The sequence below is a fragment of the Rhizobium leguminosarum bv. trifolii WSM2297 genome, from assembly GCF_000271845.1.
The window spans coordinates 801,789-816,024 of the sequence record NZ_JH719393.1 but is presented as its reverse complement, the minus strand read 5'-3'; the positions used below and the strand labels follow the sequence as shown (position 1 = coordinate 816,024).

Genomic DNA, 14,236 nt, shown 5'->3' with positions numbered 1-14,236 from the left:
GAATCGCCCGCCGCTCAGTGCCGTGTGCCGAGCAGATTACCGTCCTGGCCGCTTTCGTGGGAAAGGGTGACGCCGCTTCTGTCGAGGTCCTGGAGCAGGGCGCCAAGCGCAAGGTCGAGGCAATAGGCGGAGAATTCGGCGTTCAGGTCTTTGGCATTCTCTCGGGCATAGGCAACCAATCGGGCGAGCGATACCAGCTCCTTGAGCTCTTCGTCACTTTTCGGGGTGATCGTTGCTTCGGCTGCATCGTGCATCTGAGAATTCTCCGGCTTCCCTTGCCGGCGCATGCCGACAGAGCAAAGACAGCTTAATCCTCTTGAACGAAAAACGCGCGTGACACAGGCGTGACAGGATTTGCCGGCTTATACTTGTCGGTGCCGGACTTCAGAAGCCAGCCCTGCGTAACGCCTCCCGATACTGTTCCTTCTGCCATTGTTCCTTGAAGGGGACGACGGAAAGCCATTTGTCGACATCGAAATCCGGATAGATCTCACGCACCTTGCGCATATAGAGACGCGCGTTTTTCATATCGCCGAGCATGGCCCAGCAGGCAGCCGAAAGCCGGTCGGCCGGTGTGCGGTCGTCCATTAGGGCGATCTGCTCGAGCGCCTCGGCATAATGGCCGAGGGCGAAATTCGCGCCGGCCGCCGTCCATAGATAGTCGGTCGGGCTCAGCGGATTGAGTGAGATGGCCCGCTCGATCTTGGCCAAGGCATCGGCAGGGCGCGACGCATGGACGAGCGTATCGGCATAACTCGCAATGCCGTCGGCATAATGCGGGCTGAGCTCTTCCGCGAGCTTCAACGCCAGGACGCTTTCATCAAGGTCCCCGAGATAAAGTTTGGCAACGCCGAGCTCACGAAAGCCGGCCGCAAAAGACGGATCGGCGGCGATCGCCCGGTTCGCATAGTCCTCCGCAAGCCCGAGCAACTCGCTGTCGCCACGTGCCGTCAGCAGCCACTCGACGAGAAACGTGCGCGACAATCCGCTGAGCGCAGGGGCAAAATGTGCGCTGTGTTGAAGCGCCTCGCGGAAAGCCTTTCGGGACCGGCGTACATCGGGGAGGGCAAGCCGCTTCACATCCCGCAGACCGAGAAGGTAGCTGTGATAGGCGGCCGAATTGCCCTCGAAGGAATCGCGCATGGTTTCATGCCGGCGGACCTGCCCGGCAAGCTCTCTGGCGATCTGCCGGGCGATTTCGCGCCGGTGGGTTATCAGTTCGTATTTCTCGAGGCTGAAACGCTCGGCCCAGATGACTTCATCGCTGCCGGCATAAATGAGCTGGACAAAGAGCGCAGGGCTGCCGGCACGATCGGTCAGCCTCGTGTCGAGAACATAGGAAATCGAATGGCGCAGTATCAGCTCAGCCTTGTCGGCATTGTGTGCGATGCGAGCGGCCGTATGGGGCGCCACCACCGAAACCGTATTCAGTGTGCAAAGGCCGATGGTCACGTCCTCGATCAGCGCCTCGGAGAGCATCGGCACGGCGCCGACCGCACCGGTCCCACCCGGCGGCAGCAGCACCAGACGGGGCAGGGGACCGGGAACGCGAACGCCGCCGTCGCTGAGCGGCATCGCAACGCTCTGCGGTGGTTGACCACCGGCGAAGATTTTGCGGACCTCTCGCAGCGCCTGCACGTCAAGGCCGATATCGAATTCGCTTTCCAGCTCGTGCTTGCTCCTTTCGAAAAGCCGGCGCGCCTTCTCCAGCTCTCCTTCGGACTCATAGGCATCGAGAAGGATACGACGAATGTTCTCGTCATCCGGTGCCTCGCGGAAAATCCTAAGCGCCGCCTCCTTGATCAGGCTGACATCCTCTCGCGACTGGGCCATTGGCAGCGCCGTCTTCAGCGCATCCACCAGGACGGCCATGTGCCTGTCGCGCTGGCCGGCGATCCATTGCCGCGTATTAACGCTCTGGTCGGCGAGCCCAGCCAGGAAATCCTGTCGAAGGAGGGCAACCAGCCGCTGCAGCCTGTCAACTGCGCCTTCGCCTTCGGGGTTGGTGAGTTCGAAGAGATCACCGGAAAATGCATCTGGCCTGACCCGCACACCGGTCGCCGTGAAGGCCAGAAGCTCGGTACCGAGTTCGATTTGACGCGCCTGAATGCGCGATATGGTCTTTCGCAGGTTGGCCATGATGTCGGAGTTGTCATGGCTGTCCCACAAGAAGCGCGCCAGCGCCGGCCGCGGATATTCGCTACCAGTCCCGTCTCGCAGATCGCGGTCCAGCAGATAACAAATGGCCAGCAGGCCCTTTTCCGGGAACGCCGCTGGTTTACCGGCCGGGTCGATCAGCCGCAACTCACCAAATGACTCGAGCCTGAGCTTCATGCGGATATTGCCTGCCGACTGCCTGACTATTCTCCAAGCGGAAGTGTACTGTCCGCTACCGGAGTGCCCAATGTTACACCGCGGCTTTCCGCCTGCGCCATCGCATTCACCAGTGCGATGATCGTTCCTCGGATATTCCGGTCGGCGATCTTCAGAAAGGCGCGATTGAGCACCAATCCCTCTTTCGTTCGCAGAAATTGGGCGACCGGATCCGTATTTGCGGGCAGATCCAGCCCTTGCAGCGTCAACGGCTCGGAATTTTCCTGTTCAAAGAAGAAGCTCGGCGACGTGTGAAGCACCTCGGCGATTCGCTGCAGACGGCTCGCGCCGATGCGGTTGATGCCCTTCTCGTATTTCTGAACCTGCTGAAAGGTCACGCCGATTTGCTCGGCAAGCCGTTCCTGGCTCATCCCGAGCAGCTGCCGGCGCATTCGTATGCGCGATCCGACATAGCCGTCTATTGCATTCGGTGTCTTGACATTCATCGCGTGTTTTCAGCCTCGATCGTATTTTCAATCGTTCAAGCTGTAGTATCCCCCGCGTTGTTTTTCCATGCTTTGTTTTCATATAGCTTATTCGATATGCGATGATCGCGATCGACTGTAATATGAAAGCCCGAAAAGACCATGCAGAAATCCATCGGCAAAAGCGCAAATCGAACAAAAGCCGTACCGATCCTGATGAAACTGGGCTGTAATTGCCTCCCGGCTTACGCTAGATGCACTTAAGCGACCGTCGCTTGATCCTCTTTCCCAGCCCCGATCGCCCGAAATCCATCGAACAAAGCGACGCGGCACGGCAACCAACCGGGCCGTCGAGGAGAAATGTCCATGGCAACCGTTGCCGAGAGCGCGCCCCGTTTCGAAAAAACAACGATGTCTATCCTGGTGGCAGTCAGCTTCTGCCACATGCTGAATGATATCATGCAGTCGCTGCTCGCCTCGCTCTATCCGCTGTTCAAGGCGAATTACGATCTCGATTTCGTGCAGATCGGCCTGCTTACAATGACGTTCCAGGTCACGGCGTCTCTTCTGCAGCCGCTGGTCGGCATCGTCACCGACCGTTGGCCGATGCCCTATTCACTGCCGGTCGGAATGGCGAGCACCTTTTGCGGCCTCATCCTGCTCGGCAATGCCGGCAGTTTCGCACTGCTACTCGTCGCCGCCAGCCTGATCGGCTTCGGTTCGGCGGTCTTTCATCCGGAATCCTCGCGCGTCGCCCGGCTTGCCTCCGGCGGTCGCCACGGTTTCGCACAGTCCTTCTTCCAGGTCGGCGGCAATGCCGGCCAGGCGATCGGTCCGCTGCTCGCGGCTTTTATCGTGCTGCCGCTCGGCCAGCACAGCGTCTCCTGGTTTGCCGCCATCGCCATGCTCGGCATGGTCGTGCTGAGCTGGGTCGGAAACTGGTATATTGGCCATCGTCGTCAGAACGCCAGCAAGCCGGCGGTGAGCCGGGCTCTGCCGCTGCCGCAGAACAGGGTCGTCTGGGCGCTCGCCATCCTCGTGCTGCTGACGGCGACGAAGAACGTCTACATGGCGAGCGTGTCGAGCTACTTCACCTTCTATGTCATCGACAAGTTTGCGCTCAGCGTCCAGCAGGCACAGCTGATGCTCTTCCTGTTCCTCGGCTCGGTCGCCGTCGGCACGTTCCTGGGCGGACCGATCGGCGATCGCTTCGGCGCCCGTTTCGTCATCTGGTTCTCGATCCTCGGCGTCATTCCTTTCGCGCTGATGCTGCCCTATGCAAACCTTTTCTGGACGGGCGTGCTCAGCGTCGCCATCGGCCTGATTTTCGCTTCGGCCTTCTCGGCAATCGTCGTCTTCGCACAGGAACTGGTGCCCGGACGCGTCGGGCTGATTGCCGGCGTCTTCTTCGGTTTTGCCTTCGGGGCAGGGGGGCTGGGTGCGGCGCTGCTCGGCAGTTTCGCCGACACCCATGGCATCGACTTTGTCTATCGCATCTGCTCCTACCTGCCGCTTCTCGGCCTGCTGACGATCTTCCTGCCGCGCATCCCGAAGCCAAAACCGGCCTGAAGCGATATCGCGCTTCGACAACGCATCGGGCCCGCAATATCCCATATTCCGGGCTTGACGGATGGTGCGGTCTCTCAAGTGGCGATCGCCTGCAGATGAGAATGTATTTTTCTCCTCATCATGGTGAAGAGGGATCAGCATTTCTTTAATCCACTATTTTTATAGATAATATCTATCCAATAATCGGTCGAATGATTTTGGAAGGAAATGGCATGTCTGCTTACAAACTGGTCGGCCTTGCGGGTAGCTTCAACCGTCCCTCGAAGACCTTCACGCTGGTCGAAAACATCGCCGGCCTGGCCGGCGAGAAATACGGCTTCGACAACACCCTCTACGATCTGACCGATGTCGGCCCTTCGCTTGGCCAGGCGCTGCGCCGTGACGATCTCGACAGTCGCGCCATGGAAGTCATCGACGATATCATCCATGCCGACCTGCTGGTCATCGGCGCGCCGACCTATAAGGGCAGCTATCCCGGCCTGTTCAAACATCTGATCGATCTGATCGACCCGCATGAACTGCGCGCCAAGCCGATCATCATCACCGCAACAGGTGGCGGCGACCGGCATGCGCTGATGGTGGAGCACCAGCTGCGCCCGCTCTTCGGCTTCTTCATGTCTCACACGCTGCCGACGGCGGTCTACGCATCCGATCGCGACTTCACCGACTATCGCGTCTCATCCGAACCGCTTTCCAAGCGGATCGGGGAGGTCATCGGCGAGCTCGCAGCCTTCTTTCCGATCAGCAATCAGGCGCTTATCGCGGCCGAATGAAGCGGGCAGGAAATGGCTTGAAACGGCGCCCCGGAGGCGCCGTTTTCGTTTTTTAGATAATGCTTGCGGGCGGGTGTAATCCACAATTTTTATGGAAATTTATCCTGCCGATATCGACAGGGGGGCAAGAGTTTTTCCGACCCCTCCCACACATCAGACGTTCGTGCTTCGCTCCTGATGCGTGCATTTGCCATGATCAGCCGGCTCGGGGCGATTGGCCTCATTCAGTCAGACGGGATACAAAATGACCAAGAAAAAAAATCTTCACGACTTCCAGCTTTCGCGCCGTGCGGCCCTTGCCGCCGTCGCCGTTTCCGCTGCTGCGCTCTTTGCTTTTGCAGCGCCCGCTCCTTCCTTCGCCGAGGACAAGTCGATCAAGGTCGGCATTATGGCCGGCGAGGAGGAGGACATCTGGCGCGTGGTCACCAGCGAGGCGGCCAAGAAGGGCCTCAAGATCGAGACCGTTATTTTCAACGACTACACACAGCCGAATGAAGCGCTGGAGCGCGGCGAGGTTGACGCCAACGCCTTCCAGCACCAACCCTATCTCGATAACCAGATCAAGCAGCACGGCTATCACATCACTCGCGTCGGCTATACCGGCGTCTGGCCGATCGGCCTCTACACCAAGAAGTACAAGTCAGTTGCCGAAATCCCGGAAGGTGCTGTCATCGGCGTTCCCAATGATCCCTCGAACGAAGGACGGGCGCTACGCGTTCTCCAGAGTGAAGGCCTGATCAAACTGAAGGAAGGCACCGGCATTCTCGCAACCGTCGCCGATGTCACCGACAATCCGAAGAAGATCGAGATCAAGGAACTCGACGCCGGCATCGTCGGCCGTTCGATCGACGATCTGGATGCCGGTGTCGTCAACACCGACTGGGCCCTGAAGAGCGGCCTTTCTCCGGCCGAACGCATTGCCCAGGAGCCGATCACTGATAATCCATACCGCAACTTCATTGCCGTCAAGGACGACAATAAAGACGCCGACTGGGTCAAGACACTCGTGTCTTCCTATCAGAACGACACCGTCAAGGCCGAATTTGACAAGGTCTACAAGGGGACAGGTCTCAGCGCCTATTGATCCGAAATCGGGCCGGGGTTAAGGCCTGCCGAGAGGCGGTCCGGGCGTTCCCTGCCCGGGCCGCCTTCAATATTTGTCAGGAAAAGCACATGAATTCCTTTGTTTCCGCGACAGCGATCGAGGCACAGCCGCAAGCGGCAGTGACCGAAGTAGTGAGGCTGACCGACGTGAAGCGGCGTTTCGGAACCACGCCAGCCCTCGACGGTGTTTCGCTGACGGTGAAAAGAGGCGAGATCCTGGGGATCATCGGCCGCAGCGGCGCCGGGAAGTCGACGCTTATCCGCTGCCTGAACGGCCTGGAGCGCGCCGACAGCGGCGAGATCCTGATTGAAGGCCGCGATATCACGGCGCTTGCCGAGCAGGAATTGCAGCCGCTGCGTCGTCGCATCGGCATGATCTTCCAGCATTTCAACCTGTTGTCCGCCAAAACCGTGGAGGAGAATGTCGCGCTGCCGCTGAAGATTGAGGGCGTCGGCAGGAGAGAGCGCTTGCAGCGGGCGCATGAGCTGCTCGATCTCGTCGGCCTTGCCGACAAGGCGAAAGCCTATCCATCATCGCTCTCCGGCGGCCAGAAACAGCGCGTCGGTATTGCCCGCGCACTCGCGGCACGCCCGGCGCTGCTTTTGTCCGACGAGGCAACATCGGCGCTCGACCCGGAAACGACGCGGTCGATCCTGGCGCTGCTCAAGGACATCAACCGTAAGCTCGGGCTGACCATTCTGCTGATCACCCATGAGATGGAAGTTGTGCGCGGTATTGCCGACCGCGTCGCAGTCATCGACGCCGGGCGGATCGTCGAAGAGGGGCAAGTCTGGTCGGTCTTTGCCGAGCCACAAGCCGCCATCACCAGGAGCCTGCTCGGCGGCATCCGCCCGCAGCTTCCCGACCACATCGCCGGTAGGCTTTCGGCGAAGGCGGGCAGCGAGGCGATCCTCAGCGTCGATCTCGCCGGGCCGCAAGCCCAAGGCGCGCTGTTTGCCGAACTTTCGGCGGCGCTGCCGCATTCCTTCCGCCTCGTCCATGGCGGCATCGACCACATCCAGAACCAGCCGGTGGCGCGGTTCTTCGTCGCCGTTCCCACGCGCGACCCCGCGCTTGCCGGAAAGGTCGAACAATTTCTGATGGCCCGATCCGCCCGGGTGGAGGTGCTTGGTTATGACACCGATCATGCTTGAACTGCTGATACGCTCCCTCTGGGAGACGATCCTGATGACCGTCGCCTCAGGCGTGATCTCGCTCGTTGCCGGCCTACCCCTCGGTCTTGCCCTTGTCGTCACGGCACGCGGAGGCATTGCTGAAAACCTTTGGATCAACCGCGGGCTCGGCGCCGTGATCAACGGCTTCCGGTCGGTGCCTTTTATCATCCTGCTGGTGGCACTGATCCCCTTGACGCGGCTGATCGTCGGCACGGCGCTGGGCACCTGGGCGGCCATTGTGCCGCTCGCCATCGCGGCGACACCCTATTACGCCCGCATCGCCGAAGTGTCGCTGCGCGAGGTCGACCGCGGGCTGATCGATGCCGTGCGCGCCATGGGCGGCAACCGCTGGACGATCATCCGCGAAGTGCTGGTGCCCGAAGCGCTGCCCGGCATCGTCGCCGGTTTCACCGTGACGCTGGTGACCTTGATCGGCGCTTCGGCGATGGCGGGTGCCATCGGCGCCGGCGGCCTCGGCGATCTGGCCATCCGCTACGGCTATCAGCGCTTCGAAACCGATGTGATGATCACGGTGGTGGTCGTCCTTATCGTCCTCGTCTGCGGCATCCAATGGATTGGCGATCGACTGGTTGCCAAGCTGGACCATAAATAAGTTAGCGCCGGAATCTGGCGGCGGGATGAGCGGCGGGCAATCTGCCGTTCCCGCCGCCGAAGAGTTTTTGCCGCAATGGTCCCTCAGAATAGTCCGCTTTGAAGACGCCAAGCTCCTGCAGCACCGGCACCACCAGTTCGACGAAATCCCGCAGGCTCTCCGGTGCCACTGTCCGTGCCAGGTTGAAGCCGTCGATATCGCCTTCGGCGATCCATGTCTGTAGGCGATCGGCGATCTGCTCCGGCGCGCCAACCATCGGCTTAATCCGACTGCCAAGCACCATCTGGTCGACGATCTCTCGCTTCGTCACTGGCTTTGCCGCCTGCTTGGTGATTGCAGCAAGCGCCGATTGATTGGCGTTGGTCGAGCTCTGGTCGACAACGTCATCCAGCTGGTATTTCGCCAGGTCGATGCCGATCGAGGCAGAGTAGTGCGCAAGCGAGGCTTCGACGCTCGCATGTCGGCGATAGTCCTCCAATCTGTCCTGCGCTTGCCTCTCCGTCCGCCCGACGACAACGGTGATCAGATTCACGATCTTCAAGGCCGCTCCGCCACGGCCGAATGCCTCCGCCTTCGCCCGGAGCGCATGGACGGTCGGCCGGGCCGCCCCGGGGTTCGGGCTGGCGATAAAGACACATTCGGCGTGGCGGGCTGCAAAATCCTGCCCGCGGGCCGAAGCGCCGGCCTGGAAGAGCAGGGGCGTGCGCTGGGGCGAGGGTTCGGCAAGATGGATACCCTCCATCCGGTAATATTTGCCGTCGTGACTGACGGCACGCACCTTCGATGGAGCGGCATAAATGCCGCCCGACTTGTCGCGCAGCACCGCATCGTCGCCCCAGCTGCCCTCCCAGAGCTTGTAGACGATCTCAAGATATTCCTCGGCAGCATCGTAACGCGCATCATGCTCCGGCAGCGTGTCGAAACCCATGCTGCGGGCAGCGCTATCGAGATAGCCCGTGACGATGTTCCAGCCGATCCGCCCCTTGGTCAGGTGGTCGAGCGTCGACATGCGCCGCGCCAGCAAAAAGGGCGGCTCGTAGGTAGTATTGACAGTGACGCCGAAACCCAGATTTTTCGTAACATAGGCCATCGCCGAAATCGGGATCAGCGGATCGTTGACCGGGATTTGCGCCGCCGTCTCGATTACCGGCGCCGGGCTCCCCTTGTAGACGTCATAAACGCCGACGATATCGGCGAGAAAGATGCCGTCCAGCTTGCCTTGCTCGGCGGTCCTGGCGAACTCCGTCCAGTAGTCGAGATCGGTATACTCGACCGACCGGTCGCGCGGATGCGTCCACAGGCCGTGGTTGATATGCCCGACGCAGTTCATGTCGAAGGCATAGATCTGCATTGTCTTCATGAGACGAATCCTGGGCCTGGAATAAAAATCAAGGATTGGTATCGCACGGCGATCCCGTGAAATGGTAGGGTGCGGGCGAAATAAGCCGGAGGAAAGGCATGACGAAAAAGACGCTGTCGGATTGGGCGGAGCTGGCGCAAAAGGAATTGCGCGCCGCGCCGGAAACGCTGAACTGGCAAACGCCGGAAGGCATCGCCGTCAAGCCACTCTATACGGCCGAGGATCTCGAGGGTGCGGACCACCTCGGCTCGCTTCCCGGTTTTTCGCCCTTTACCCGCGGCCCGCGCGCGACGATGTATGCCGGTCGGCCCTGGACGATCCGCCAATATGCCGGCTTCTCGACGGCGGAAGCGTCGAACGCGTTCTACCGGAAGAACCTCGCCGCCGGCCAGAAGGGCCTGTCGGTCGCTTTCGATCTTGCCACCCATCGCGGTTATGACAGCGACCATCCGCGGGTCGAAGGCGATGTCGGCAAGGCCGGTGTCGCCATCGACAGTGTTGAGGACATGAAGATCCTGTTCGACGGCATTCCGCTTGCCGACATGTCGGTGTCGATGACCATGAACGGTGCCGTCATCCCGATCCTCGCCTCCTTCATCGTTGCCGGCGAAGAGCAAGGCGTTTCGAAGGCCGATCTGTCCGGGACCATCCAGAACGACATCCTCAAGGAGTTTATGGTCCGCAACACCTATATCTACCCCCCGGAATCCTCGATGCGGATCGTCGCCGACATCATCGAATATACCGCAAAGGAGATGCCGAAATTCAACTCGATCTCGATTTCCGGCTACCACATGCAGGAAGCCGGCGCGACGTTGGTGCAGGAACTCGCCTTCACCCTGGCTGACGGCCGGGAATATGTCAGAGCGGCGATCGCCAAGGGTCTCAACGTCGATGATTTCGCCGGAAGGCTGTCCTTCTTTTTCGCCATCGGCATGAACTTCTTCATGGAGGCCGCCAAGCTGCGCGCCGCCCGGCTGCTCTGGACGAAGATCATGGAGGAGTTCCAGCCGAAAAAGGCCTCGTCACTGATGCTACGCACCCATTGCCAGACCTCCGGCGTCTCGCTGCAGGAGCAGGATCCCTATAACAACATCATCCGCACCGCTTTCGAGGCGATGTCGGCCGTACTCGGCGGCACGCAGTCGCTGCACACCAATTCCTTCGACGAGGCGATCGCGCTGCCAACGGAATTTTCAGCCCGCATCGCCCGCAATACGCAGCTGATCCTGAGCCACGAAACCGGTGTCACCAGGGTGGTCGATCCGTTGGCCGGTTCCTATTACGTCGAGAGCCTGACGAAGGAGCTTGCCGACAAGGCATGGGCGCTGATCGAGGAGGTGGAGGCATTGGGCGGCATGACCAAGGCCGTCAATGACGGCCTGCCGAAACGGCTGATCGAGGAGGCCGCCGCCCGCCGCCAGGCAGCCGTCGACAAGGGCGAGGAGGTCATCGTCGGCGTCAACCGCTACAGGCTCGACAACGAACAGCCGATCGACATTCTGGAGATCGACAACAGCGCAGTGCGCACCGCGCAGATCAAACGCATCGAGGAAACGAAGCGCCGCCGCGACGGCAACGCCGTGCGCGAAACACTGGCCGCCTTGACGCTGACCGCACGCAGCGGCCGCGGCAACCTGCTCGAAGCCGCCATCGAAGCGGCGCGGGCCCGCGCCACCGTCGGCGAGATATCGGACGCCATGCGCGAGGCCTTCGGCGATCACACGGCCACGCCTGAGGTCATCACCGGCGTCTATGGCGAGGCCTATGACGACGAGCCGGAGCTCGCCGTGCTCAAGTCGCGCATGACGGAGGTGACGGAAGCAATGGGACACCGGCCGAAGATCATGGTCGCCAAGCTCGGTCAGGACGGACACGACCGCGGCGCCAAGGTGATCGCCTCGGCCTTCGGCGATATCGGCTTCGATGTGCTCGCCGGCCCGCTGTTCCAGACACCCGAAGAGGCGGTCGCGTTGGCGCTCGATGAAAAGGTCAATGTCGTCGGCGTCTCGTCGCTGGCGGCAGGGCACAGGACACTGCTGCCGCAGCTGATCAACAGGCTGAGGGAAAAGGGCGGTGACGACATCATCGTCGTCTGCGGCGGCGTCATCCCGCGGCAGGACTATGAATTCCTGCACGAACATGGCGTTGCAGCCGTGTTCGGTCCGGGCACCAATGTCCTCGAAGCGGCAAACTCCGTCCTCGACCTGCTGCAGGGCAGGCGGCGAAATCAATAGCTCATTACAGTTGCGCAATTCCGCACGCAAAAACCGCTGCACACTTTTGCTGGAATTGCTTAGAGCAACCCACGCTTTGCAAGGTTGCTCATCAGCGCCGAAATGCCGAAGGTCCAGGGCGGGCATTCGGTGGAAAGGCGTACCGTGTTGACGAGCGTGCCGAGGCCGGCCGAGGAAATCTCGACGACATCGCCGATCTTATGGGTGAAACCCTGCTTCGCCGCGTCGCGATCCTGTGTCGGCGCAAACAGCGTGCCGAGAAAGAGCATGAAACCATCGGGATACTGATGATGCGCACCGACCGTCTGTTTGACGAGATCGGTCGGGTCGCGGCTGATCTGCGACATCGAGCTCTTGCCGTGCAACACGAAACCATCCTGGCCTGACACCTTCAGGTCGAGTTCGGCCTTGCGCACATCCTCCAGGCTGTAACCGGCATCGAACAGGCGGATGAAGGGGCCGATCGAGCAGGAGGCGTTGTTGTCTTTGGCCTTGCCGAGCAGCAGCGCCGAGCGGCCTTCGACGTCGCGCAGGTTGACGTCATTGCCGAGCGTCGCCCCCTGGATCTCGCCGCGGCTGTTGACCGAAAGCACGATTTCGGGCTCGGGATTGTTCCAGGTCGAAATCGGGTGCAGGCCGACATCCGCACCCCAGCCGACCGAGGACAGCACCGGCGCCTTGGTGAAAACTTCAGCGTCGGGGCCAATGCCGACTTCGAGATATTGCGACCACATGCCCTCGTCGATCAGCGCCTGCTTGACCTTGGCTGCTTCGGGCGAACCGGCCTTGAGATTGGTCAGGCTGCCGCCGATCAGCGTGCTGACGCGCTCGCGGATCGAGGCGGCGCGCTCCGGATTGCCGGCGGCCTTCTCCTCGATGACGCGCTCGATCATCGATTGCGCGAAAGTGACGCCGCAGGCCTTGACCGCCTGCAGGTCGACAGGCGCCAGCAGATAGGGGTGAGCCTCATCCGGCGCTCCGGTGCTGTTGGCGGCCACTTCCTCCAGTGAGCCGATCGCCTTGCCTTTGGCAGCACGGACAAAATCGGCGGCATCCTGTCGCTCGAGCAGGGCGCTCAGCGTCGGCGTCTCGCGCGAGGTGATGTCGAGCAGCAGGCCGTCCCGCAATGTCACGACACTCGGCCCGGCAACCTCGGGATTCCAGACGCGGCCGACAAAAAGACCACCCGAAGCGGCGGCATCGAGAAGAGAACGAGACATGGCGATCTTCCATCACAGCGAGCCGGGAGCGCTCTTTGAAATCTTTCAGGGTCGTTGCCGCCCTCCAGCCCGGCGGCGGCTGAAATCGATCACATTCATCGAGGTCGGGCAAGGGAGGCTTGGGAAAAAGACTTTCGCCCGATCGGATCGACTGCGGGCTTCTGGCCAAATTTCGAATCGCCGAAAGCACGCAAAATAACTATTTAGATACAAAATAATCGTTATATTTCATATATTTAATTCTTAGCATGGGCCATTTCATCGCTGATCTTGCCTTGACAGACGCCAGCTTTCGTTATCTGTTTTGCCCGACATGCGGATGCCGGCGCCAGCCGGCGCTCAGAAAATCCCGGGAGGATATTGCAGCGATGTTGAGATTTGCCGTCGTCGGAATCGACCATGGGCATACGTTCGATCACGTGAAGGGCTTGCTGGCATCAGGCGGCGAGTTTGTCGGTTACTGCCCCAAAACTTCAGTGCCGGCATTGCGCGAGGCCTTCGAGAAGACCTATCCCGATGCGCCGCAGATCGACCGGGAAAAGCTGTTCGACGATCCGTCGATCGATGTCATCTGCATTGCCGCCATCCCGCGCGACCGCGCCGGGCTTGCCATCCGCGCGATGAAAGCAGGCAAGGACGTGATGACCGACAAGCCCGGCGTAACGACCTTCGCCCAGCTCGAAGAAGTCAAGCGTACGGTCGCCGAGACCGGCAAGATCTTCTCGATCTGCTTTTCCGAACGCCATTGCGTGCGCTCTGCCGTCAAAGCCGGCAAGCTCGTCGCCGACGGCGCGATCGGCAAGGTGATCCAGACGCTCGGCGTCGGTCCGCACCGGCTGCAGCTGCCCACCCGGCCGGACTGGTTCTTCGACCCCGAAGCCTTCGGCGGCATCATCGTCGATATCGCCTCGCATCAGGTCGACCAGTTCCTGTTCTATACCGGCTCGACCTCAGGCGAGGTGGTTGCCAGCTCGATCGGCAATTTCGGCATGCCCGACAAGCCGGCCTTCCAGGATTTCGGCGAGGTGCTGCTGCGCTCAGACAAGGCGGCAGGTTATATCCGCGTCGACTGGTTCACGCCGGAGGCGCTGCCGACCTGGGGTGATGGGCGCCTGACCATCCTCGGCACCGAGGGTTATATTGAGCTGCGCAAATATATCGATATTGCCGGCCGCCCGGGCAAGGATCACCTCTTCCTCGTCAACGGCAAGGAAATGACCCATATCGACTGCAGCGACGAAAAACTCGATTATTTCGATGCGTTCACCGCCGATGTCGGCAACCGCACGCAGACGGCGATGACGCAGGATCACGTTTTCGAAGTCTGCCGCCTTTCGCTCGAAGCCCAGGCGAAAGCCGCCCAGATCGGCGCTCGCTGAGGAGGAT

At 60.9% G+C, this 14,236-nt stretch carries 12 protein-coding genes; 7 read left to right on the top strand and 5 right to left on the bottom strand.

Going from position 1 to position 14,236, the window contains the following annotated elements; genetic code table 11:
* Positions 1 to 14: 14 nt before the first annotated feature.
* From RLEG4DRAFT_RS07595 to RLEG4DRAFT_RS07585, 3 genes are all read right to left on the bottom strand, one after another.
* The gene (locus RLEG4DRAFT_RS07595; RefSeq protein ID WP_003576622.1) at positions 15 to 254 is read right to left on the bottom strand and encodes a hypothetical protein; all 240 of its coding nucleotides are present in this window, start codon (positions 252 to 254) and stop codon (positions 15 to 17) included.
* 130 nt (positions 255 to 384) lie between these two features.
* On the bottom strand, positions 385 to 2,334 hold the full coding sequence (locus RLEG4DRAFT_RS07590; protein WP_003576620.1) for an SARP family transcriptional regulator: 1,950 nt from the start codon (positions 2,332 to 2,334) through the stop codon (positions 385 to 387).
* Positions 2,335 to 2,360: 26 nt separating this feature from the next.
* Entirely contained in the window at positions 2,361 to 2,819 is a 459-nt protein-coding gene (locus tag RLEG4DRAFT_RS07585) for a helix-turn-helix domain-containing protein (RefSeq protein WP_003576618.1), read from the bottom strand.
* A gap of 345 nt (positions 2,820 to 3,164) precedes the next feature.
* Here RLEG4DRAFT_RS07585 and RLEG4DRAFT_RS07580 point away from each other — a divergent pair, with 345 nt between their 5' ends.
* The 5 genes from RLEG4DRAFT_RS07580 (at position 3,165) to RLEG4DRAFT_RS07560 (ending at position 8,033) form a co-directional block, all read left to right on the top strand.
* Entirely contained in the window at positions 3,165 to 4,367 is a 1,203-nt protein-coding gene (locus RLEG4DRAFT_RS07580; protein WP_003576616.1) for an MFS transporter, read from the top strand.
* A 212-nt stretch (positions 4,368 to 4,579) separates the two neighbouring features.
* Entirely contained in the window at positions 4,580 to 5,140 is a 561-nt protein-coding gene (gene msuE / locus RLEG4DRAFT_RS07575) for an FMN reductase (protein ID WP_003576614.1), read from the top strand.
* A 244-nt stretch (positions 5,141 to 5,384) separates the two neighbouring features.
* Positions 5,385 to 6,224, top strand: coding sequence for a MetQ/NlpA family lipoprotein (locus RLEG4DRAFT_RS07570; RefSeq protein ID WP_003576612.1), 840 nt, complete (start codon positions 5,385 to 5,387; stop codon positions 6,222 to 6,224).
* An 89-nt stretch (positions 6,225 to 6,313) separates the two neighbouring features.
* Complete coding sequence (locus tag RLEG4DRAFT_RS07565; protein WP_003576610.1) at positions 6,314 to 7,399, top strand: methionine ABC transporter ATP-binding protein; 1,086 nt, start codon at positions 6,314 to 6,316, stop codon at positions 7,397 to 7,399.
* The gene (locus RLEG4DRAFT_RS07560; RefSeq protein ID WP_003576609.1) at positions 7,380 to 8,033 is read left to right on the top strand and encodes a methionine ABC transporter permease; all 654 of its coding nucleotides are present in this window, start codon (positions 7,380 to 7,382) and stop codon (positions 8,031 to 8,033) included. Before RLEG4DRAFT_RS07565 ends, RLEG4DRAFT_RS07560 begins: the two co-directional genes overlap by 20 nt.
* 1 nt (position 8,034) lies before the next feature.
* Here RLEG4DRAFT_RS07560 and RLEG4DRAFT_RS07555 read toward each other — a convergent pair whose 3' ends face one another.
* Positions 8,035 to 9,393: an LLM class flavin-dependent oxidoreductase gene (locus RLEG4DRAFT_RS07555; RefSeq protein ID WP_003576607.1), complete on the bottom strand. Its 1,359-nt coding sequence runs from the start codon at positions 9,391 to 9,393 to the stop codon at positions 8,035 to 8,037.
* Between the two features lie 98 nt (positions 9,394 to 9,491).
* On the opposite strand from RLEG4DRAFT_RS07555, the gene scpA reads away from it, so the two are divergent.
* On the top strand, positions 9,492 to 11,630 hold the full coding sequence (gene scpA, locus RLEG4DRAFT_RS07550; protein ID WP_003576605.1) for a methylmalonyl-CoA mutase: 2,139 nt from the start codon (positions 9,492 to 9,494) through the stop codon (positions 11,628 to 11,630).
* A gap of 59 nt (positions 11,631 to 11,689) precedes the next feature.
* Here scpA and RLEG4DRAFT_RS07545 read toward each other — a convergent pair whose 3' ends face one another.
* Positions 11,690 to 12,850 (bottom strand): fumarylacetoacetate hydrolase family protein, encoded by a 1,161-nt coding sequence (locus tag RLEG4DRAFT_RS07545; RefSeq protein WP_003576603.1) that lies wholly within the window; start codon positions 12,848 to 12,850, stop codon positions 11,690 to 11,692.
* 368 nt (positions 12,851 to 13,218) lie between these two features.
* On the opposite strand from RLEG4DRAFT_RS07545, the gene RLEG4DRAFT_RS07540 reads away from it, so the two are divergent.
* Positions 13,219 to 14,229, top strand: coding sequence for a Gfo/Idh/MocA family protein (locus tag RLEG4DRAFT_RS07540; RefSeq protein WP_003576601.1), 1,011 nt, complete (start codon positions 13,219 to 13,221; stop codon positions 14,227 to 14,229).
* The last annotated feature ends 7 nt before the right edge of the window (positions 14,230 to 14,236 follow it).

Coding starts and splice junctions, on each gene's coding strand:
- RLEG4DRAFT_RS07560 (WP_003576609.1), top strand. CDS start 7,380: ATGACACCGATCATGCTTGAACTGCTGATACGCTCCCTCTGGGAGACG.
- RLEG4DRAFT_RS07595 (WP_003576622.1), bottom strand. CDS start 254: ATGCACGATGCAGCCGAAGCAACGATCACCCCGAAAAGTGACGAAGAG.
- msuE (WP_003576614.1), top strand. CDS start 4,580: ATGTCTGCTTACAAACTGGTCGGCCTTGCGGGTAGCTTCAACCGTCCC.
- RLEG4DRAFT_RS07555 (WP_003576607.1), bottom strand. CDS start 9,393: ATGAAGACAATGCAGATCTATGCCTTCGACATGAACTGCGTCGGGCAT.
- RLEG4DRAFT_RS07540 (WP_003576601.1), top strand. CDS start 13,219: ATGTTGAGATTTGCCGTCGTCGGAATCGACCATGGGCATACGTTCGAT.
- RLEG4DRAFT_RS07580 (WP_003576616.1), top strand. CDS start 3,165: ATGGCAACCGTTGCCGAGAGCGCGCCCCGTTTCGAAAAAACAACGATG.
- RLEG4DRAFT_RS07570 (WP_003576612.1), top strand. CDS start 5,385: ATGACCAAGAAAAAAAATCTTCACGACTTCCAGCTTTCGCGCCGTGCG.
- RLEG4DRAFT_RS07590 (WP_003576620.1), bottom strand. CDS start 2,334: ATGAAGCTCAGGCTCGAGTCATTTGGTGAGTTGCGGCTGATCGACCCG.
- RLEG4DRAFT_RS07545 (WP_003576603.1), bottom strand. CDS start 12,850: ATGTCTCGTTCTCTTCTCGATGCCGCCGCTTCGGGTGGTCTTTTTGTC.
- RLEG4DRAFT_RS07565 (WP_003576610.1), top strand. CDS start 6,314: ATGAATTCCTTTGTTTCCGCGACAGCGATCGAGGCACAGCCGCAAGCG.
- RLEG4DRAFT_RS07585 (WP_003576618.1), bottom strand. CDS start 2,819: ATGAATGTCAAGACACCGAATGCAATAGACGGCTATGTCGGATCGCGC.
- scpA (WP_003576605.1), top strand. CDS start 9,492: ATGACGAAAAAGACGCTGTCGGATTGGGCGGAGCTGGCGCAAAAGGAA.